This window comes from Lysobacter sp. ISL-50 (assembly GCF_018612875.1).
Taxonomy (GTDB): Bacteria; Pseudomonadota; Gammaproteobacteria; order Xanthomonadales; family Xanthomonadaceae; genus Lysobacter.
In genome coordinates this window covers 173,151-191,906 of sequence record NZ_JAGGRI010000003.1, presented here as the reverse complement: position 1 = coordinate 191,906, position 18,756 = coordinate 173,151, and the positions used below count along the sequence as shown (strand labels likewise).

The following is an 18,756-nucleotide window of genomic DNA, read 5'->3' as shown; positions in this document are numbered from 1 at the left end:
GGGGAGCGTCCATTCCATTTCTTCCGGGTAGAAGCCAAGCGCTTTCCCGACGAATTCAGGGCGCGGACAGCATCGAGACAGCTCGGGCGATAACAAGGCAGATTTGGAAGAGGAAACACCCCAACGCCGAGCCGGCGCTGGGGTCTTGTCTCTCCGTTCGGCCTTAGCCTGCGAGCTTGTTCAACGTATCGATCAAGTCGTCGGTATCGAATCGCAGCGTCAGTTCCATGCCCTGCGTTTCGAACATGATCTCTACCAATCGCCACGCGCCGGCCGCAATTGCTTTGGCCGCGATCAATTCTTCCGCGTCGAGCGCGGGCGCGAATTGCCCGCTCATCTCTTCCAGCCGAAGGATGCAGGCGTTCTGCAGTTGGTTCGTATTGCGAAACAGGTGCGACTGAGCGGTTTCGATCTTCATGGCGTTCGTCCTTATGGGTGGAGCCGCGTCGTTGCGGCACGGACATGAACGCTTCCTTCCGACGAAAAGCCAAGCGAATGATTCGGCTATCGGTACAACTATCTCGTTCTGTTTAAGGTGCCGACAGCCTTCCCGGCGATAAGCGGATTCCTACTGCCATCAAACATCGACTGATCGTCTGACCGCACCGCTACCGAACGACGCCCCGAAATTTCGGCGGCGTTTTACTTCTGCGCTTCGTTCCTGTCCGACACCTGTCTGCGTTTGAGAACGCGCGTTCTTTATCGGGGAAAGCGCTTGGCTTCATTGCGGTAGGAAGCGTTCATGGACCCACACCACAGCGGCCACGGAGGCCACCCATGAACGACCAAACCGCAGCATTGAAGGACTACCTCAACGGAATGAAGAAGTACAACCGCGCCGCGCTGACACAGCTGCGGACCATCAACAACTGGCACGCCGCCGCGCAGCACGAACTTGAACGCCGTGCCTATCTCGTCCTGAACACCTTCAACGACGACGTGATGCTCGCCATCGCCAACGGCGAGGTCAACGTCCAGCAAGCCATCGACGAAGTGCTGGCCGGCTGACAAATCCGCGCGCCTCGCACCGGCAGGGCGCGCTCCCCAAAACACACTCATCAATTTGGAAACGACCATGACCCAGCTTACCGACAACCAGCGTGCCCTGATCCTCCTCGCCATCGAGACCGGCGGACGCATCGAACGCTTTCCCGACAACCTGCGCGGCGGCGCGCGCACGGCCGTAACCCGCTCGCTCCTGCTCAACGACCTGATCGCAGCGGACGGTGCGGGCCACGCGCTCACCGACGCCGCCTACGAGGCGGTGGGCCTGCCGCCCCCGACCACGGACATCGGCCGAGCGCAGGTCGGAGAGGAGGCCAGCGACAGCGACGAAGAAGATGCCGGCGACGAATCGGACACCAGCCACGACGCCGATGACAACACAGAGGCCGAAGCCGGCGCCATCGACACCGCAATCGAGGTTATCGCCGAGGCGGTCACGCCCGCAAAAGAACGCAAGCCGAACCGGATTGCGCAAGTCGTCGCCCTGCTGATGCGACCGCAGGGCGCGACCATCAAGGAGGTGATGGAGGCGACCGGCTGGCAGCAGCACTCGGTGCGCGGGTTCTTCGCCGGAACCTTGAAGAAGAAGGGCTACACCGTGATTAACGAGAAGGCTGGCAAGGAGGACCGCGTCTACCGAATCGAGAGTGAGGACGCGCAGGAATCCGAACGACCGGCCGTCGCTGCCTCGACCGACGAGGAGGAATGATCCAGCGCGCGGCCGGGCACACGCCCGGCCGCGACGCGGTGGAATAACCATCCTTCTTGGCCGACCCGCCACGGCACGAATCGATTTGTGCGACGCGAGCCGCTTGGCTTCCTGCGCGATAGAAGCGTTCATGGCGTCCCAACACGGAGACCGCATCATGAGCCAGAACAAGCAACCCGATCCGCTGCTCTCGACCCTGCCGGAATTGCTACTGGCGCTGGTCGAGGACCAGTTGAGCAACAACGAATCCAGCGGCGACGGCGAGCTGCGCGACTACTTCATCGGTTGCGGCCTAAGCCGCGAACAAGCCGAGCGCGCGCTGGAGTATCGAAGCGCATACATGCACATGCACCTCGGGGCAGCAACACCTATTCGCGCCGGCGCGGCAATTCGGTTCAATCCGGCCAGCGGCGACTTTGATCTGATCTGAATCGGCGAACTGCATGCGGCGCGCAGCACCTGCGCGCTGCTCTTCGTCTGGTGAACTCCCCCTTCTTGTCTGAAGACTAAACAGAAGAGGCATCAGAGCAAACATCGTCGCCATTGTGCTTGGCTTCCTCGCAGAAGGAAGCGTTCATGACGCACCCAACCACGGAAAAGCCTCATGAACATCACCAAGTGCCGCCCATACCCCGTCGCCGTTCGCTTCTCTCGGAAGCCGGCCAGCCTGCGAGCCATGCTACGCGAGCACAGCGGTTACTTCATCGAAGAAGAGCGCGTGAGCGTCATTGCCATCAATACCATGACGGCCGCTGAGTACGACGCGTTTGTGTGCGACCTGTGCCGGACGCAGGACTGGATCGCCAGCTTCAAAGGTCGAGGCGATCAATGCATCGCGGTGAGCGCCCCCGCCCGACTGACGCTCTATGTGCGCCCCGACGATTACGACTACCCGCGCTACGTCGGCCTCGCCGACGCCGACTGAGGCGGGCCGGCCCTGGCGTCGCGCGGCAACGCGGCGTCAGCGGCGCAGGGCGCGGAGGACTTCGGCGGCGACCTGCGGGACAATCGCGTTGCCGGCGGCGCGCAGCTTAGGAATTCGGGCGGATATCCCATCAGCCAGAAGACGAATTCCGGATTCAGGTATCCGGCGACCGGCGAGGGTCCGACCTGTCTGCCAAGCATTCCATTGACCGGTGCGCTGCCAATACTCGATGCGTCCTTGTGATCCCGCGTCGTCGGCGTCGCCCACACCGCCTGCGCCGGCAGCGGTAACGTCGCCCCGCTGCCGAATCGCTGGCCGGGGCCGCCCTTCTCGCCGTCGCTCGCGCGCGGCGTGCTCCAGACCGCCTTCGCCACTCCCGGCAGGCCATTGCGCCGTTCGGCCGCAAAGTCGCCGCGCTTCTCCGCGTCGTTCGCCGTCGCGGTCGGCCAGACCTGCCGCGCCACATGCGCCAGTTCGATCGTGCGCTTGCTGCCGCTGGGGGTCTTGCCCGTCAGGGTTGTCCCCGGCGGCAGGGTACGGCCACCGTTCGGCACCAGCGGCGTCGGCCAAACGCCGTCCGACGATCCAGACGCGGTCGCGTCGGTGCGTGGCGTTGACGGCGCAAGCTGGAACAACAACCGCCCGGCTGGCGTAGCCTTCGCTTTCCAAGTCAGACAGAACTCCGTCGAGTGCCAGCGGGATGATGCCAGCAACGTTCTCGCCCAGGAATGCAGCGGGTCGCGCGGATGCAATGAGCCGATGCAGCTCCGGCCAGAGGTGACGGTCATCCGCCTGCGCGCGTTGTCGTCCCGCGACGCTGAACGGCTGGCAGGGGAAACCGCCCGTCCAGATTTCCGCGTCATCGGGCCAGCCAGCGAGCCGGCAGGCATAGGCGAAGCCACCGACCCCGGCGAAGAAGTGGCATTGGCGGTATCCGCGCAGATCGTCTGCGCAAACAGATCGGATGTCTCGGTCATCAACGTCGCCAGGTGGAATCAAACCAGCGTTGATCAGGTTGCGCAGCCAGCCACATAGGTAGGGATCAATCTCGTTGTAATACGCCGGCCGGATCATTCGGCTTCGGCGATGGCGTTGGGGTCGACGCTGCTCGCGGCGTCATCGAATGGCATTCCATCAGACTGTCGCAGCGCGGCCTGGCCAGTGTGGTCCTGCCAGCGGCGCACGATTACGTCGGCGTACTTCGGGTCCAGTTCGATCAGGCGAGCGCGGCGGCCGGTCTTCTCGGCCGCGATCAGGGTCGTGCCCGATCCGCCAAAGGGGTCGAGGATGAGATCGCGGCTCTTGCTGCTGTTGCGGATCGCGCGCTCGACCAGCGCCACCGGCTTCATGGTCGGATGCAGATCGTTCTTGCTGGTGCGATCGATGAACCAGACGTCGCCTTGATCGCGCGCGCCGCACCAGAATCGGTCGGTGCCTTCGCGCCAGCCGTACAAGATGGGCTCGTACTGCCGCTGGTAGTCGGCGTGACCCATCGTGAACTTGTTCTTGGCCCAGATGATGAACGTGGACCAGCGACCACCGGCCGCGCGGAACGCCGTCTGCATTCGATCCAGTTCCGACGACGACATGGCAATGTAGATCGCGCCCTTGGTCAGGGCCACCATCTGTGTGCAAGACGCTTCCAAGAACGCTCCGAAGTCGCCACCTAAGTTGTCGTTAAGAATCGGACGGTGCTTGCCGCGTAGCTTGTCCTTGGGGTTGTTGGCGTAATCGACGTTGTAGGGCGGGTCGGTGAAGGTCATGTCCGCCAGCTCGTCGCCGAGCAGCGCCGCGTAATCGTCGGCCTGAGTGGCGTCGCCGCACAGCACCTTGTGGGTGCCGCAAATCCAAATATCGCCGCGGCGCGAGACCGATTGCTCCTGCACCTCGGGCACTTCGTCACCGTCGGTCAATCCGACCTGATCGCCGTCGAGCAACTCATCCAGTTCGTCATCGGTGAAACCGAGCAGGTCCAGATCGAAATCGGCGTCGCGCAGCTCCTCCAGCTCCAGCCGCAGCAGTTCTTCGTCCCAACCCGCGTTCTCGGCGAGCCGGTTGTCGGCGATAACGTAAGCGCGCTTCTGCGCCGGGGTCAGGTGAGCCAGTTCGATGACCGGTACTTGCGCGAGTCCTAGTTGACGGGCGGCCAGCAGTCGGCCGTGGCCAGCGATGATGCCGCTGGTCCCATCGACTAGGATCGGATTGGTCCAACCAAATTCGACAATGCTTGCCGCGATCTGCGCGACCTGCGCGTCGGAATGTGTGCGCGCATTGCGCACGTACGGGATCAGCGCATGGACCGGACGATCTTGCACGTTCAGAGTCACGCAACTCAACCTTTCTACTAATGCGATGAATGGCGTCGCTGTTATGCAGCGGCGATCTGACTTTTCAGGTGAGTTTTGGTGAGTAGTCGATTGGTGTTGCGATCGGCGAACAAGGTCGCGAAATATTTCGACCGTTGAGCGTAAACCTCACCCCGTAGTGCCACCCGGACTGACTATCGGAGAAAGCCATGCACGTCCATCGAGAATCTGCGCATCTATGTCGTCTAGCCGTACTAGTCCTGGCGGCGCTGTATTGCGCGCCTAGTTCGGCTCAGATCATTGGGCTCGGTACGTTAGGCGGTAATGTTTGTAATTCCGAGAACACCAACAATGCCGGCGCCGTAATTGGGACGTGCCGGGATGAAGACGGAGACATTGTGGCTGTGTACTGGGCTCCTGGTACGGACACGCCGCAGCGCCTAGCTGCGCTAGAACCTGACGGCCCCTGCGACGTGTATGACGTCAACAATGCAAATGTAGCGGCGGGAAATTGCGAGGAAGGAGCAAACGGTGAGTTCTTTCCGGTTCGGTGGATAGCGTCCTTGCCCGGTAGTGCACCGCAGCGGCTCAATCCAGTCGGAGTCCATTCGAAAGCGGCAGCGTCCGTCATCAACCATTCCGGTGTCATCGCTGGCGTCAGTGTTGATAGCAACGGCGGCGGGCACGCGGTGATTTGGAAATCGGGAAAGGTGACCCCTACGCTGCTCCCAGAGCTCGGCCTATTGCCACCCTTGATACCTACCAGCACCGAATGCAGTGTGGCTGACATGACGGATGGAGTGGACCCGGCAGTGGTAGGAAAATGCGAGCTTCGTAACGGTGGCAGCGTGGCCGTGAAATGGGAATCCGGCTTACTCGGATACCATCCGATTGAATTGGCGCGGTTGCCGGGCGGGTCAAATTGCACTGCCTCGGCTGTGAATAGCCGCGGACAGATAGCGGGCACATGCGAAACGTCTGTAGGAGACATTGCCGCTGTGCGCTGGGCGTCGGCCGAAGCGCAGCCCACTTGGCTAGACAAGCTTGAGAGCAGTGGTCCATCGCGCCAGCAACTTTCGGTCGCTGACATGAACGAGGCGGGCATCGTAATCGGCAACTACCTGACGGACGGGGGTTTGGGCCATGCCTTTGTTTGGGCACCAGCCGAAGATCCTGGCCACGAAACAGCGCTCGACCTCGGTGGGCTTGGCGGCTTCTGGACGAAGGCTATGGACATTGCCGACAACGGATTTGTCGTCGGCATTGCACAGAACGCGTCGGGTTTGGGAGAAGCGTTCTTATGGACTCCCGAACAGCACAGTTCTGGCCTTGGGACTTTGGGCGGGTTCGCTAGTGGAGCGTTCGCGCTTTCCGATGATGGCAGGTGGTGGATCGGATCCAGTGAACTTTCCAACGGCAATGTGCATGCGTTCCGTGGCGGCCTTGCCAAGGCTCGGGCCTCACGAACAGCTATGTCGCCAAGCCGACCGGCGTCGGTGAAGGCATCGGGAGGTGAAGGCTACGCCTCTCGAAATGACAATGTGGATATTGATGCCATCACGGGAAACCCACGATTGTTTGCGAACTACATGGCCTGTGTGCTGGATAAAAGTCCGTGCGCCCCTCTGGCACTGGACTTCAAACGCCTGCTACCCGACCTGCTCGGAGCCGACTGCCGCAAGTGCTACAAGCAGTGACCCAATCGGTCGAGTTTTGAATGAGCCATCCCGCTCACGATGGCTTTTCCATTGCCAACTGCAAACCAAAAAATCACTCGGACGCTAGCGGGGTTTTGCGGCTGGGCCCCCCGCATGGAAATGTGCTAGGGAAGGACCCGCCGATTTGACCCGCCGACGTCGCGCCGTGTCGGCGCGTGTGGGCCGCGTGCGAGAAGGGTGAGGCAACGGCGGCGGCTCGTGAGCGCGCCGCACGTTGGAGCTGTCACGCAGCATGGGCCGCCGCCATCTACGCGTCCTCACTATATCGAGCCAGCGCAACTAAGAACGACGAATGCATCGATCGACGCGATAAATGCTAACGCAGACTTGTCACGGACGATGGTTGGACCGCATTACAGTAATCCCCCTGCAACTATTTGGCGACGCTCGCTTTCCTCGGAAGAGTCATTCTTCCATTCCACACACCACCCTGCCATCCACCAGTAGCCCACCGAGCTTTAACAGCCCCCCCTCGCTGTGCATCACTCAGCGCAACAAATCGTGCTCTTGCGCGCCTAGTGGGATCAAGCGTGTACGCATGTACATGACCCGAAGTCGTCTGACTGGTTCCCACTTGCCAAAGCCCGTTGTCGCTCAACGCAGCCGCCTGACTAGTAAATCCGCCCAATGAGCCCAAGTCTGCGATCTCATCGGTCGGCGTCCAGCGGAACGCGTGGCTATGGCCACCTGTATTCTGTGCGACTCCGACTACGTGGCCGTTGTCGGCGATATCGATGGCACGAGCCCAAGCCCCACCCAGCGATCCCAAGTCCAGTCCTTCCTCAAGCATGGGATTTCCATTCGGCACCCAGGCGAATGCACGATCAAATCCTTCATCGGTGATGTAGTTACCGACAATAACGCCAGCCTCGTTCATGTCTACAACAGCGAGTTGCTGTCGTGACTCGCCCGATGCTTCAAGGTAGTCGAGATAGGTTAGGCTCGTTCCGTTCGGCGCCCAACGCACGGCTACAATATCGCCGTCCTCGTCTTCGCAGGTTCCGGCAACAAAGCTATTGTTGTTGATAGCGGCCGCCGCGCAATTCGACCCTCCCGGTAGCCGTGGAAGCTCGGTGGCCGCATAGCCACCGAACAGACCCGGCGCCCAACGCACCGCCACCGATCCGCCATCTCGCAATTCGCAGGTGCCGACCACAATGGCTTCGGCGGACTCGCTGAGATCGGCCACCTGGCACTCGGTGCTGCTCGGGAGCAAGGGTGGCAGCAGCCCCAGTTCCGGTAAATTCGTCGGACCGCTCTGGCCCGCTCGCCAAACCACCGCACGCGAGCCGCCGCCGGCCTCGATACTCGCCCCGGCCACGACTCCGGCGTGGTTAATCAGCCAAGCCTCAGCCTTCGCATGACCTGCTAGAGGATTGAGCCGCTGCGGGCCGCTTCCTGGCAATGATGTAACCCAACGTACCGGAAACCACTCCCCCGTTGCACCTTGCTCGCAGTTGCCTGCGGCGACATTGGCGTTATTTATATCGTAGACCTCGCAAGGTCCACCGACTTCAAGCGGCGGGAGCGGAACTGGCGTGGCCGAGCCAGGTGCCCAGTAGACCGCAACGATATCGCCATCGACTTCACGGCATGTGCCGATGATCGCGCCGCTATTGTTCGTATTCTCCGCAGTGCACACATTTCCGCCCAACGTATCAAGATTGATCATTTGAGCCGCCGCAGGCGCAGCGTAGACAAAGGCCAACGAGCTCAATAGCCCGGCCGTGAGATACCAGAGCTTGCTGGACATGATGTCCTCCGGTGCTTGGATTGCGATCGCATTCAATCGCGCACTAGCTTATAGGTGACCTCGGGTTTTAATTCCCGGACTTCGCTCTGAGTTCTTCGCTCACGGATTCTCACTTGAGTGAACTACTACATGGCCCTCATGCAATATTGTTTTACTGAGAGATTCGTTCGCATCGCGCACGATATTGAAATCATTGGCCGCTGCGCTTGAATAGCACGTTGATTCAACGACGCACCGCGATCAGCATACCGATTGGGCCAAGCGTTCGCGGCACCTCGGTATCACTCGGTTTCTGGCCGCAGAGTGCGCTGTCGTGTGCGCAATAATCCGAGGCCCACACACCGCCTGTCGTGCGCCTTGCGTGCATCTAGGAACCATTCAGAGAACCGCTGTCACCGTAAACACGCTGATCCATAGCGAGTGTCGTGTTGATGTTGTCCGTCTCGCTGCCCAGGGAGGATAGCCATGACTCGGTTGCTGATCGCACTTAAGCGTTCTGGACACACCAGTTTCAATGATTTGCCTTTGTACGAACTCGCCGAAGCCGTTATCGACGGCGTGCCGGGAGTTATTAACCCACGTACAGAGCGCTTGGAAGGTGAAACGGTATTTGTTTCCTTCTACTGGATGGGCGCAGGCCCACCCGTCATAGACAACGCCTCGCTTAACCGCTTCGGTCTGTGTCGTGCCGACGCGAACGTTGTGACTTACGCGATCACGTCCGATGAGGCACCTCGCAGCGCTGTTTCCGGATCTCAGATGCGGGCTGACTGATGGCGCACTGCGATCAGCAATGCCGACTAGGCTAAGGTGAGGCACTGGCGGCGGCTCGTAAGCGCGCCGCACGTTGGTGCTGTGTCGCGGCGTCGTTGCGTCTTAACACTCGATATGTTGTCGGCGCCCCGCAACGAGCATACTGACCCGGCCGTATGTGGCCATCCCGCTTCCAACTCGGTATTCGAGATAGAACTACTATCGTCACCACGGCCGCCACACGTCCATCGACAGAGGGATTAAATGGAATTCAAGATGATGCTCGTTGCCCACACGTTGATAGCCGGGATATGCGGCATCCCAGCACGGCTATACGTGGCCGGCTTCTTAACATCTACGGAATCAGTTCAAAGCCCTAAAACGGGCGTGCGGTATTTGTATAGATATCTCATATTCTGCTTGTACTATCTTATTTCTTTCATGTTGACGCCGCTTCTTTTGAAACCATTCCTGCCGCACTTCATGAGCATGAGCGGTGACGCAAAAAGCTATCTGTATTTCCTTCTGTGTGTGCCCCTGGCTTTTCTTCTGTACTGTCTCGATTACAAGTTCATTGTTTGGACAGATGAGCCGAAACTCCGTGCGCGGAAGAAATTGAGCAAAAAATGACCGCAACTCGCCGCTCTGTCCGCTGTGCTTTTCCTGGCGACGCTCCGCGATCAGCATGCCGATGGGGCTAGGTAAGGTGTCGGACGATGTCCTGTAAGAGTTCGGACAGGTCCGTTCCTGATCCGCGCTCCGATGGTTCGGAGAAGGTCAGCCCGAAGATCCCGATGAAACATCGGAACGCTCCGGGCTGACCCATGCCGACTGCCACATCCCCCAACGCACCACCATCAGCATGCCGACTAGGCTAGGGCAAAACCGGGATGTTGGGACACCCCCAACTTCCGGATAGGCCGGTTTAAACCGGTTTAAGCCGGCGTAAGCTGAAACTCAATCGCTGATTCGTTCGATTGGTTTGATTTCACGTCGGCCATGCGGGGCAGCGGCCCATTGAGGTGGACCGTGATCAGGACCAGCGCGTGCTGCCAATGACGCCACGCCGTCTTGCGGATCAGGCCGGTGCGGATACATACCTCACGCCACGGCACGTACTGTGCCCTGAGCCAGATCAGGCGACGCTGCTCCTCGTCCAGCCAACGCAGCCAGCGCACGGTCTCGCCGAAGCGGTCGATGGCGGCGGGCGAGGCGGTGAAGCGAAGCACGATCCGCTCGTCGGCGTAGCCCTCCCACGATTGGCGTTGGATGTCGGGCCAGTACGCCGCATAGCCCTGCACCCTGGCCGGCGGCAATCGGCGCGCGGTCACCGCGGCTTCGTGGAAGCGATCAGCGACGGCATCGACGGTCCAAATCGTGCTCATGCCTTCGGCTCCTGCGCGATCGCCCAATGCATCAGAGCCAGGGCATCGGCTTCGTTGTCGTCGGCCGGTTCATGGCCCCAGCGCTTGGCGGCTTCGATCATTGCTTCCTTGTTGGCGTTGCCCTTGCCGGTCGCGAATTTCTTGATCGTGCCGACCGGCACGCCTTGGTACGGAACGGCATGGCGCTCGCACCACGCGGTCAGCTGCGCCAGGAAGCCGCCGTAGGCATGAGCCGCATCCACGCCCTTGTGCCGACGCACTTCCTCGAAATAGACGATCTGCGGTCCTGCGAAGCGCCACAGGTCATCGAGCCAGCGGACGAACCGCAGGTAGCGCATGCCGCCGCCTTCGAAGCGGCCGAGCTTGAACGACTCGGTTCCGCTCATGGGGTAACCGGACAGGCGCAGCGCCCAGCCGAGCGTGGTGCCCAAGTCGAGCGCGAGGACGGTCGGGGACGTGTCGTCGCCGAGCTGGGTGGCGGATATGGCAGGGTTGCCGGTTAATGCGCGTGTGTGCGCGCGCACGCACACATGAGGGGGAACCGGCATCTCTGCCCCATCTGCCACCCCCACGTTTAAGTCATTGATTTCAATCACGGCTAACGCCTCCGAACTGAGTGAACGATTTCGGCTTCAAACTCAGGCCGATGAAGTACCGAGCGCCTTTGCCGCCCTTGTATTTGCTGAACTGACGCGTGGTCAGCAAATCCGAGAAGCGTTTGATCGAGCCGACGAACTCGCCGTTCGCTTCGGCCCAATCGCGCCAGTCGGCAAACAGATCGGCGACGAGAGCCTTGGATTGCGGATGAACAAAGCAGCGCTCTTCCATCCAGTGGCCGAGCGCGTCCTCGCCTTCGAAATACTCGTCGGTCGCGTCGATCACGCACTGCGGCGCGCGCAGCTCCGTGTGTTGCCATTGCAGGCAGCCCTCCACGGCCCACGCCATGATCCCGTCGCGCTCAGCCAGCAGCTTCTCGGTCAGGCGGCCGTCGCGCCGCTCCGGTGGGATGGTGACGGTGAACGGCACCAGATGCAGGCGCCGCTTCATCGCTTCGTCGGCGTTGCGGATCGCCGGCTTGTGGTTGCCGGCGATGACCAGCTTGAACTGCGGCGTGTATTCGAAGAAGTCCTGCCGCATGAAGCGCGCGCTCACGGTATCGCCGCCGGTAATGGACTTGAGCTTCGACTCGTTCCAGCGCCGGCCCTGCTCGGTCTCGCTGGCGGCAACAAAGCGCGCGCCGCGCAGCCCCGCCAGTTCAGTCGGATGTCGGTCGTGCCGCGATTCCATGAACGTGTCCATGGGCGCGTTGGTCGCGTAATCGCCCAAGATGGTGGCCAGCACGTTGACGAACACCGACTTGCCGTTGGCGCCCGTGCCGTACAGGAAGAACAGCGCATGCTCGCGGGTCACGCCGGTCAGGCAATACCCGACGACGCGCTGCAGATACTCCATCAGCGCGGTATCACCCCCGGTCACGTCGCTTAGGAAGCGCAACCACGTCGGGCACTGACCGGAAGGACTGGCTGTCGTCAGCTTGGTCATCTGTTCGCTGCGGGCGTGTCGGCGCGTCGCACCTGAGCGCAGATCCACGATCCCGCGCGGCGTGTTCAACGCCCACAGATCGCTGTCCCAATCATCGGCCGACGAGGCGTGGCGCGGATCGCTTCGCGCGAGGCGCTCGACCCCGGCCACCGTCGAGGCCGACGCCAGTTTCGAGCGCTGTGACGGCTTGTCGGCGAACGCCTGCGCCGCTCGACATACCCCGCGCACCAAGTGCTGCAAGACCAGGGTTCGGTCGGGATTCCAGCGCGTCCCGGTCCAACTCAGCCACTGGCCCCACGATGCGCAGTAGCGCCAGTCCTCGCCGTAGTGGCGGGTGAAGGCCAGGCCGAGGCCGTCGTCGCTGCTCCAGTCCAAGCCGTCGAAGTCGATCGGAGGCGGCGCATCCTCGGTGCCCGGTTGCAGGAACGTCCGCTCGCCCGCGCGCAAGAATCCCAGGACGTCAAAGCCCTCGACCACCGCGTCGAACGCATCCCAAGCCAGCGGTTTGTCATCGGGGACGTGCAGCAACGCGCACGAATCCGCGCCGACCTGGAACGCGGACTGCGCGGCTTGCATGGCGTACTCCCAGCCGGGCTTATCCTTGTCGGGCCAGATCAGGACATGCTTGCCGCACAATGGCGACCAATCGGTCTTGTCGATCGGCGCGTTCGCGCCGTTCATCGCGGTCGTGGCGCACACGCCGAGTTCGATCAGCGCATCGGCGGTCTTTTCGCCCTCGACCAAAACGACCTCGTTGGACGCCGCCATGCGCGGCTGGTTGTAGAGGGGGCGCGGCGTCGGAGCCTGATGTTTCCGGCGCTTCGCGTCCCAGGGGCGGTACTGCTTGCCCTCGGGCGGATCGTAGCGATACACACACGCGATCAGCTCACCCTCGGCGCTCAGGTAGTCCCAGCGCGCCGTATGCGGTCCCAACTCATCCAGCACCGGTTCGGCGCGGCGGTGCCGCGCGGGCGCTTGCGCTTCCGGCGCACGCCCGAGCAACGCGTCGGCCTCATCCAGCACCTTCGCGAAGTCGCGGCGCGCATCCAGCCGATGGTGAGCGGCGATGAGGTCGAACGCATCACCGCCCTCGCCGCTGGCGTGGTCCTTCCACAGCCCGGCTTTGTCGCCGGTCAGTTCCACCTCCAGGCTGTCGCCCGCCGCGCCCGTCACATCGCCCACGACGAACTTGCCGTGGCGCACCTTACCCTTGGGCAGGAGCGCGCGCAGCACGCCTTCCAATCGTTGCAGCAACGCGGCGCGGACATCGGCCCGCCGCGCGCGCTCGGCGTTCTCCGACGCAGGCGCATCGTTGAAATCCATCATGCGGCCCGCTCCTGTTCCTGCCCTTGGGGGTTCAGGTCCCGCGCGTCGGCCAGCGCGCCGAGCCAGGGCCGGCAACGGTCGAATCGCTCACGAAAGCGTTCATCGCTCCAGTTCGCATCACTGCGCAGGCGTTGCACGAACCCGGTCGATTCAATCTGCGCATCCTTGATGGCCTGGATCAGATTCTCCAGACGCCCCAGCGTGGTCTGCACCCACGCCGGCTGCTTAATGGCCTTAACGAAATCCAGGCGCGGTACCGGCGGCGGCCGCTTGCGGCCGCTGCTGATATTGATCGCCTTCGTCGTTTCGTGGTGGCGCTCTTTACGGTTTTCGATTTGGGCGATGCGTTCCTGCGATTTGTGTCCGAGCGACGCGATCCTGGTTGCTTCGTTGAGGCTGATCTTTCCGGCCTGCACTGATTCCACCAGTCGGGGCGCGCCCTTGCGTTTGACCTCGGAAGCTTTCTGCACCATCCGCTCGGAAACCCCAAGCAATTCAGCGGCTTGAGCATGGGTTACGGCCGAGTCCCGCAGATCTGCGGGACTCGGTCGCTGCCCATGGGAAAGATTTGCCAGAGTGGCGGCAACCAGGCCGCGCTGGGAATCGGTCAGATGCCGTCGCGCCAAGTTCTCGCTCACCACAAAGGCCACCGGATTGTCTCCGGTGAACTCGATCATGCGCGGTTCGACGCCGCACTCCAGGCAAGCGCGGTACCGATGCCGGCCATCCAGAATCATGCCTTCGTGCAGCACAATGTCGCGATGCTGGCCGTTACGCCGGATGTCTTCCACCAGCGCGGCAAACGCGTCCTTCGCCATGTCGGGCAGGGTCAAGCAAAGCGGATGAAACTCCAGGCTCATCGCGCGATCTCCGGGAAGTTCTCATCCGAGCGCGGGAACACCGGCGGCCAAGTGGAATACACGCGGCCCAGTCGCGTCGCATTCCATGTCTTAATGCAGGCGTGCAGCAGCACCGCATCGGAGATCGTCTGTCCCTCGATCTTCAAGTACAACAGGCGCTGGCGCAGCTGATACAGCGGTTCATTTCGGCCCAGGCGCTCACCGGTGAACAGACGCTCGATGAATTCATCGGCCGCGGCGACATCGCGCTGGCAGAAGGCCCAATGCAGGAACAACGCCTTGGAGTGCGTGATCGGCATCACCCGTCGCGGCAGCTTGGCGATGAACTGGCTGCTGCGCTGGACCGCTTCCTGCGCGCTCCAGACCTCGATCAATTCCTGATTCGAGTATCGGCTCCGGCTATGCGGGTCAAAGCCGAGTTGGTAGTTGATAATCAGCGGCAACGCGGCGGCCACCGTGGCCGACTCGCGCAGCCCCACCCCTTCGATCACCAGAACGTCCACGCCGGTACGCGACCGACCCGTATCGATGACGTCGAAGACGCCATTGTCCAGGCCCGTGGTCACGCCCATTTCGATCGTCATACCGGATTCGACGATAGCTGCAAGACGGTGTTGGCCGTCGAGCAGGCGGCCGGTGGCGCTGAATTTGATCGACTCACCGGTCGTCTTCCAGGCGCCGCGCCGAATATCGTGCGCGTACTGTTTGACCGCTCGCTGGCGCAGCTTCCGGTTCGCGTCATTCCGGCGCAACCAGGCGCTGGCCACAGCGGGCGTGACCGCCATCTGTTGGGTTCGGAACTCTTTCTGATCGGGCAGGTGGATCGCGGCCAAGTCCTCATCGAATGCGGCGGGGCTGGATGCGGGGTGTGCCAAAACGTTCATAGGTGCCTCGTTTGTTGTGGGGGGTAGTTAGTGCAGGGACCAGCAGCGGTCCTGCCAGGGGCAGTACCGACAGGCTTGGTGAGTGGGGGTGGTGGAAATGCGGGGAAGCAGTTCGGCGGCATCACATGCGCGCAGGATCTCGACGGCGCGGTCTGACGCGCGCTGCGCCAGACCGCGATCGAACACGACACGCTCGGCGTAGATCGACATGTCGTCGGCGCAGATGGCGGTGAACAACGCCGGGTGTTCGTGCAGGCCGAGGTACGCTTGGTACATCGCGACCTGCGTGGCGTAGACCGGACGGCTGGCGAACAATCGCTTGCGCTGAAGCTCGCGGAACGTCTTCAGACCCACGGCCTTGTTTTCCCAGAGCATCGGGTAATGGAACCCGCCCGGGCCGGCGACGATCACGCCATCGGCGTGTCCGCGAACGCGGCCTGCGGCGGCGGCGAAGCCGAACTGCTCGCCTTGATCGGTGAGCGTGTGCAGCTCGAAACCGGCCAGCCGCAGCCAGTCGGCCATCCAGTCCTCGACGCGGTGGCCGCGCGCAAACACGCGTAGTACGCGGCCAGGAAAATGCCGGCCGTAATCCTTGGGCGCGTCGAAGTATTGGAACTGCAGTCGGCGCGCGCAGTCTTCGCCCAGGCTCGATGCGCCCAGGTAAGCGCGCGGCGGCAGCAAGGCCGCCTCGCGTTCCATCGCGGAGTCGACGAGCGCGCCGATCTGTTCGGATACGTCGTGTGTGTTGAAATCAAGCATAGATTCGGCTGCGAAGGTGGCAAATGCCAAAAAGAAAATGGCAATGCCAAAATTCAAAAAGGAATTGAGTCGTTCTCGAATCCATCCAGCGGCAGCGCGACCTTGTAGGCCGCCGGATTGGACTGCCCGCGAATCGACGATTCGTAGGCTTGCGTGATCGATTCGATGACCTCGATGGCTTGCGCTTGGCTGTAGTGGTTCAACGGGACGTCGAAGCCGATACTCTCGGCCACGGTCGTGAGCGCTTTCAGGCAAGCGCGCTGCGCGTCATGGGTGAGCGGGTGGGTCACGGGCAATAGCTCCTCTAACGACGCCGGATCGCTCCGGCATCGGGTGTCGTAGAGTTGGTGGAAGGCGTTCTGACAGGTGGTCGAACAGAACGTCCATCGGTACGGCGTGCGCCGCGGATCACCGATCCGGCGGCGCAGGTCCAGATGGCCGAAGCCGCGCGCGGGTCGGCCGCAGCCCCAACACGGGGTCATCGGCAACCGCCGCCGTCACTGCGCCCACGCGGGGCGACCCGCCACCGGCGGCGCGGCGGCCGGCGTCTGCGCCGCGTGCGCGACGTGCGCCGGCACGGCCGCGGTGTGCGCGGCACCGACGCCGGCTGCCACCGGCACTGCGCCCATCACCTCTTTGTACTGCGGGTGGTCGGGCATGATCGGCATCTTGATCACCGCCTTGTCCTGGCCGTAGCCATCCTTCTCCCAATCGACTTGGGCGGCGAAGGTCAGTCCGTCGAGGTCGCCGAAGCTGGCGATGCAGCGCCCGGCCTGCGCGGTCGCACCCATATCGTCGGGGTGCAGGCCGAGCGCGGAGTTCAGCGCGCCCTTGATGAAGCTGCGCCCCATCTGGCTCCACGTCGGTCCCTTCGCGCTGTACAGGCCGATGTTCGACCACAGCTTGCGCTTCGCGTACTTGCCTTCCATGACGACGAACTCGCCATTGAGGTAGACCGACCCGCTGTCGCCGCGAGTGGCCCAGCCGTGCAGCCAGCCTTGGTTGGCGTCGTTGTAGCCACCGGGTCTGATGGTCATGCGGACCTTGACCAGCGTGCCCTTGGGGATGAGCGCGAACGCCGGATTCTCGGCGTCATTGAAATTGTTCCAGGTGGACATGGGATTCCTGCGGATTATTCGGGAGAGGTTTGCTCGGGCGTGGCGGCCTCGGGGGCGCCGAGCTTGCGCATGAGCCGGCCCAGATCCGGCGGCTCGACCATGTCGAGCCGGCCGGAGCGGTCCTTGGCGGGAAAGCCCCACGGATTACCGGTGTGGCAAATGAAGGCGCGGTAGGGAGCGCCCTCGCTGGGCGCGATCTCGGCCAGGGTGATCACTTCATCGACGATGCCGGGCAGTTCCAGGCCGGTCTTGGAACCGTCGATCTGCAACTCGTAGACCCTGCGGTTGAATTCGTCGTTTCGCTCATCGAGGATGCCGACGAACCAGACGTGCTTGCCGCGGGCGTGCTGGATGTGGGTCAGCCACGCCACCATCTCTTGACCCATCAGGCCGTAGGCGCCGCGCGTGTCGGGTTTGTTGGTCCGGTCGGAGAACGCCTGCGGCTGGCCCTTGCACCATTGCAGGCACAGCCGGCCCGCGACGGTGATCGAGTCGATGAAGAGGGTGCGGTACTTGTCCAGCTTGGCGGGGTCGCCGATTCGTTGGCGGGCCTCCTCAAAATGCGACCGACTGAAGGACTGGCCGTCGCGCAGCGCCGGATTCGGACCGCCCAGGAGGACGGCGATGTCGCGGCACTCTTCCCAGGTGCGCGGACGCAGGCTGTCGCCCGGCCACTCCATCACCGCCAGGTCGCCGGCCTCGATGTCGATAAACAAGGTGCTGGTCGGATCGAGCGTCCACAGCTGGTAGGTCTTGCCCAGGCCCCAGCGACCGACAAGGACGCCCTTGACCCCGCGCGACTCCGCCAGTCGCTGATCCGCGGTGATGATGGGCAGGCCGCTCATGCCGCATCCCCCGGCAGGGACAGCCGGACCGTGGGCTTCCCGGTCTTGAGGGTTCGGGCGGGATCAAACGAAGTCCGCATGGACTCCGGCCAAGCGGTGTATTTGCTTTCGCTCACCTTGTAGGTGATGGCCAGGAACTCGTTCGGGTCTTGGCCCGCTGCGCGAATGCGATCGGCGATGCGTGCGAGCGTTGCTTGATCCCATTCAACCTTCTTCGGCAGGTCCACGCTCACCCGGACCGGCCCGTCGCTGAAGGTGACCGATCCGGTGTCCTTGCCGGCGGCCAAGCGCTTCGCTTGGGCGAGGTGGTTGTACTTCAGCTCCAGGGCGCGATCGACCAACTCGGCGTGCGCCTGGGCGACGGCCAGCGCGGCGGACGCCTCCCGCTTGAGATCGAGCAACAATTCCGGCGCGTAGGCGGCCAGCTCGGTGGCGGGCCGGTCCACACAGCGTTGCAACAGGCTCATGCGCGCGCTCCCGTGGAGGTTGCCGCGTCCTGCGGAGACCGCACCGAGACTTCCTCGAACGCTTCGACGTCACTGAGCCGATAGCGGATAGCGCGCGTCACTTTCAAGAAGCGCGGCCCGATGCCTTCGGATCGCCATCGCTCGATCGTGTCGACGGTGACGTCCCAGCGCGCGGCCAACTGCTCGGTGGAAAGGTGGGTACTGCTCACGGTGAATAACTCCTCTCATGCATCGGCACACGCGTGCCGTGGAGAAGCGTGGTGCCAAAGTGGCTAGGAGCGAAATAGGGAAACGAGCTAGGAATCAGCTAGAAATAGCTAGGAATCGAGGCCGATTTCTAGTTCGACCACGCCGTTATCCAAACGAATGATGAATCGGCATGCCCGAATCAGCATGGCGGA

The 18,756-nt window shown here is 62.5% G+C and carries 22 protein-coding genes; 6 read left to right on the top strand and 16 right to left on the bottom strand.

Features of this window, described 5'->3' with window-relative positions:
* Nucleotides 1-163: 163 nt before the first annotated feature.
* The gene (locus J7J50_RS02470; protein ID WP_215063046.1) at nt 164-418 is read right to left on the bottom strand and encodes a hypothetical protein; all 255 of its coding nucleotides are present in this window, start codon (nt 416-418) and stop codon (nt 164-166) included.
* A gap of 359 nt (nt 419-777) precedes the next feature.
* On the opposite strand from J7J50_RS02470, the gene J7J50_RS02465 reads away from it, so the two are divergent.
* The 4 genes from J7J50_RS02465 to J7J50_RS02450 all read left to right on the top strand — a co-directional run bounded on the left by J7J50_RS02465 (nt 778) and on the right by J7J50_RS02450 (nt 2,639).
* Nucleotides 778-1,008: a hypothetical protein gene (locus J7J50_RS02465; protein ID WP_215063048.1), complete on the top strand. Its 231-nt coding sequence runs from the start codon at nt 778-780 to the stop codon at nt 1,006-1,008.
* 67 nt (nt 1,009-1,075) lie between these two features.
* On the top strand, nt 1,076-1,714 hold the full coding sequence (locus J7J50_RS02460) for a DUF3489 domain-containing protein (protein WP_215063050.1): 639 nt from the start codon (nt 1,076-1,078) through the stop codon (nt 1,712-1,714).
* A gap of 157 nt (nt 1,715-1,871) precedes the next feature.
* Nucleotides 1,872-2,144 (top strand): hypothetical protein, encoded by a 273-nt coding sequence (locus tag J7J50_RS02455; protein ID WP_215063052.1) that lies wholly within the window; start codon nt 1,872-1,874, stop codon nt 2,142-2,144.
* Nucleotides 2,145-2,318: 174 nt separating this feature from the next.
* On the top strand, nt 2,319-2,639 hold the full coding sequence (locus J7J50_RS02450) for a hypothetical protein (protein WP_215063054.1): 321 nt from the start codon (nt 2,319-2,321) through the stop codon (nt 2,637-2,639).
* On the opposite strand, the gene J7J50_RS02445 is transcribed toward J7J50_RS02450, so the two are convergent.
* Nucleotides 2,612-3,616, bottom strand: coding sequence for a hypothetical protein (locus J7J50_RS02445; RefSeq protein WP_251044297.1), 1,005 nt, complete (start codon nt 3,614-3,616; stop codon nt 2,612-2,614). The genes J7J50_RS02450 and J7J50_RS02445 overlap by 28 nt on opposite strands.
* A gap of 93 nt (nt 3,617-3,709) precedes the next feature.
* Nucleotides 3,710-4,966 (bottom strand): site-specific DNA-methyltransferase, encoded by a 1,257-nt coding sequence (locus J7J50_RS02440; RefSeq protein ID WP_215063058.1) that lies wholly within the window; start codon nt 4,964-4,966, stop codon nt 3,710-3,712.
* 452 nt (nt 4,967-5,418) lie between these two features.
* Between J7J50_RS02440 and J7J50_RS25245 the strand changes: the two genes are divergently transcribed.
* Complete coding sequence (locus tag J7J50_RS25245; RefSeq protein ID WP_215063060.1) at nt 5,419-6,642, top strand: hypothetical protein; 1,224 nt, start codon at nt 5,419-5,421, stop codon at nt 6,640-6,642.
* Nucleotides 6,643-7,036: 394 nt separating this feature from the next.
* Here J7J50_RS25245 and J7J50_RS02430 read toward each other — a convergent pair whose 3' ends face one another.
* Complete coding sequence (locus tag J7J50_RS02430) at nt 7,037-8,416, bottom strand: hypothetical protein (protein ID WP_215063062.1); 1,380 nt, start codon at nt 8,414-8,416, stop codon at nt 7,037-7,039.
* 465 nt (nt 8,417-8,881) lie between these two features.
* On the opposite strand from J7J50_RS02430, the gene J7J50_RS02425 reads away from it, so the two are divergent.
* Nucleotides 8,882-9,190 (top strand): hypothetical protein, encoded by a 309-nt coding sequence (locus J7J50_RS02425; RefSeq protein WP_215063065.1) that lies wholly within the window; start codon nt 8,882-8,884, stop codon nt 9,188-9,190.
* Nucleotides 9,191-9,532: 342 nt separating this feature from the next.
* On the opposite strand, the gene J7J50_RS02420 is transcribed toward J7J50_RS02425, so the two are convergent.
* The 12 genes from J7J50_RS02420 to J7J50_RS02365 all read right to left on the bottom strand — a co-directional run bounded on the left by J7J50_RS02420 (nt 9,533) and on the right by J7J50_RS02365 (nt 18,564).
* Entirely contained in the window at nt 9,533-9,856 is a 324-nt protein-coding gene (locus J7J50_RS02420) for a hypothetical protein (protein ID WP_215063067.1), read from the bottom strand.
* A 248-nt stretch (nt 9,857-10,104) separates the two neighbouring features.
* Complete coding sequence (locus tag J7J50_RS02415; protein ID WP_215063069.1) at nt 10,105-10,554, bottom strand: DUF6362 family protein; 450 nt, start codon at nt 10,552-10,554, stop codon at nt 10,105-10,107.
* Nucleotides 10,551-11,150: a hypothetical protein gene (locus J7J50_RS02410; protein ID WP_251044296.1), complete on the bottom strand. Its 600-nt coding sequence runs from the start codon at nt 11,148-11,150 to the stop codon at nt 10,551-10,553. The genes J7J50_RS02415 and J7J50_RS02410 overlap by 4 nt, the downstream gene beginning before the upstream one ends.
* The gene (locus J7J50_RS02405) at nt 11,143-13,422 is read right to left on the bottom strand and encodes a phage/plasmid primase, P4 family (RefSeq protein ID WP_215063071.1); all 2,280 of its coding nucleotides are present in this window, start codon (nt 13,420-13,422) and stop codon (nt 11,143-11,145) included. Before J7J50_RS02405 ends, J7J50_RS02410 begins: the two co-directional genes overlap by 8 nt.
* Complete coding sequence (locus J7J50_RS02400; protein WP_215063073.1) at nt 13,419-14,282, bottom strand: ParB/RepB/Spo0J family partition protein; 864 nt, start codon at nt 14,280-14,282, stop codon at nt 13,419-13,421. The genes J7J50_RS02405 and J7J50_RS02400 overlap by 4 nt, the downstream gene beginning before the upstream one ends.
* Entirely contained in the window at nt 14,279-15,166 is an 888-nt protein-coding gene (locus tag J7J50_RS02395; RefSeq protein WP_215063075.1) for a hypothetical protein, read from the bottom strand. Before J7J50_RS02395 ends, J7J50_RS02400 begins: the two co-directional genes overlap by 4 nt.
* Nucleotides 15,167-15,193: 27 nt before the next feature.
* On the bottom strand, nt 15,194-15,982 hold the full coding sequence (locus J7J50_RS02390; protein WP_251044295.1) for a PD-(D/E)XK nuclease family protein: 789 nt from the start codon (nt 15,980-15,982) through the stop codon (nt 15,194-15,196).
* The gene (locus tag J7J50_RS25240; protein WP_215063077.1) at nt 15,979-16,215 is read right to left on the bottom strand and encodes a DUF6511 domain-containing protein; all 237 of its coding nucleotides are present in this window, start codon (nt 16,213-16,215) and stop codon (nt 15,979-15,981) included. Before J7J50_RS25240 ends, J7J50_RS02390 begins: the two co-directional genes overlap by 4 nt.
* Before the next feature lie 207 nt (nt 16,216-16,422).
* Nucleotides 16,423-17,043, bottom strand: coding sequence for a hypothetical protein (locus tag J7J50_RS02380; protein WP_215063079.1), 621 nt, complete (start codon nt 17,041-17,043; stop codon nt 16,423-16,425).
* A 14-nt stretch (nt 17,044-17,057) separates the two neighbouring features.
* Nucleotides 17,058-17,888, bottom strand: coding sequence for an ATP-binding protein (locus tag J7J50_RS02375; RefSeq protein ID WP_215063081.1), 831 nt, complete (start codon nt 17,886-17,888; stop codon nt 17,058-17,060).
* On the bottom strand, nt 17,885-18,355 hold the full coding sequence (locus J7J50_RS02370) for a hypothetical protein (RefSeq protein ID WP_215063083.1): 471 nt from the start codon (nt 18,353-18,355) through the stop codon (nt 17,885-17,887). Before J7J50_RS02370 ends, J7J50_RS02375 begins: the two co-directional genes overlap by 4 nt.
* Nucleotides 18,352-18,564 (bottom strand): helix-turn-helix domain-containing protein, encoded by a 213-nt coding sequence (locus J7J50_RS02365; protein WP_215063085.1) that lies wholly within the window; start codon nt 18,562-18,564, stop codon nt 18,352-18,354. The genes J7J50_RS02370 and J7J50_RS02365 overlap by 4 nt, the downstream gene beginning before the upstream one ends.
* Between the last annotated feature and the right edge of the window lie 192 nt (nt 18,565-18,756).

Coding starts and splice junctions, on each gene's coding strand:
- J7J50_RS02400 (WP_215063073.1), bottom strand. CDS start 14,282: ATGAGCCTGGAGTTTCATCCGCTTTGCTTGACCCTGCCCGACATGGCG.
- J7J50_RS02405 (WP_215063071.1), bottom strand. CDS start 13,422: ATGATGGATTTCAACGATGCGCCTGCGTCGGAGAACGCCGAGCGCGCG.
- J7J50_RS02455 (WP_215063052.1), top strand. CDS start 1,872: ATGAGCCAGAACAAGCAACCCGATCCGCTGCTCTCGACCCTGCCGGAA.
- J7J50_RS02380 (WP_215063079.1), bottom strand. CDS start 17,043: ATGTCCACCTGGAACAATTTCAATGACGCCGAGAATCCGGCGTTCGCG.
- J7J50_RS02430 (WP_215063062.1), bottom strand. CDS start 8,416: ATGTCCAGCAAGCTCTGGTATCTCACGGCCGGGCTATTGAGCTCGTTG.
- J7J50_RS02465 (WP_215063048.1), top strand. CDS start 778: ATGAACGACCAAACCGCAGCATTGAAGGACTACCTCAACGGAATGAAG.
- J7J50_RS02415 (WP_215063069.1), bottom strand. CDS start 10,554: ATGAGCACGATTTGGACCGTCGATGCCGTCGCTGATCGCTTCCACGAA.
- J7J50_RS02395 (WP_215063075.1), bottom strand. CDS start 15,166: ATGAACGTTTTGGCACACCCCGCATCCAGCCCCGCCGCATTCGATGAG.
- J7J50_RS02420 (WP_215063067.1), bottom strand. CDS start 9,856: ATGCTGATCGCGGAGCGTCGCCAGGAAAAGCACAGCGGACAGAGCGGC.
- J7J50_RS02370 (WP_215063083.1), bottom strand. CDS start 18,355: ATGAGCCTGTTGCAACGCTGTGTGGACCGGCCCGCCACCGAGCTGGCC.
- J7J50_RS02375 (WP_215063081.1), bottom strand. CDS start 17,888: ATGAGCGGCCTGCCCATCATCACCGCGGATCAGCGACTGGCGGAGTCG.
- J7J50_RS02450 (WP_215063054.1), top strand. CDS start 2,319: ATGAACATCACCAAGTGCCGCCCATACCCCGTCGCCGTTCGCTTCTCT.
- J7J50_RS02470 (WP_215063046.1), bottom strand. CDS start 418: ATGAAGATCGAAACCGCTCAGTCGCACCTGTTTCGCAATACGAACCAA.
- J7J50_RS02460 (WP_215063050.1), top strand. CDS start 1,076: ATGACCCAGCTTACCGACAACCAGCGTGCCCTGATCCTCCTCGCCATC.
- J7J50_RS02445 (WP_251044297.1), bottom strand. CDS start 3,616: ATGACCGAGACATCCGATCTGTTTGCGCAGACGATCTGCGCGGATACC.
- J7J50_RS02425 (WP_215063065.1), top strand. CDS start 8,882: ATGACTCGGTTGCTGATCGCACTTAAGCGTTCTGGACACACCAGTTTC.